Genomic DNA, 211 nt, shown 5'->3' on the forward strand with positions numbered 1-211 from the left:
TGGAGACCAGGCGGAGCGCCCCGGCGTTGGGGCCGGGCGTCGCGACCGTCACCGCGCGCAGCGCGCTGCCGCGGCCGTGCCGGCCGAGGTGGTCGACGAGGCCCCCCGGTGCCGCGGTGATCGCGTCGACCATGGTGCGGTCGCCGCTCGCGAAGGGGAAGGTGCGGGGTGCGCGGACGGCGGGGCGGGCCTCCCGGTCGGTGCTCCTGCC

General features: G+C 80.1%; 1 protein-coding gene. It reads right to left on the reverse strand.

Translation table 11 applies throughout. From position 1 onward, the window contains the following. Positions 1-211: hypothetical protein (locus QCD68_RS17415; RefSeq protein WP_301223918.1), on the reverse strand; the 211-nt coding region annotated here is incomplete at both ends.

This window comes from Curtobacterium sp. PsM8 (assembly GCF_030433875.1).
Taxonomy (GTDB): domain Bacteria; phylum Actinomycetota; class Actinomycetes; order Actinomycetales; family Microbacteriaceae; genus Curtobacterium.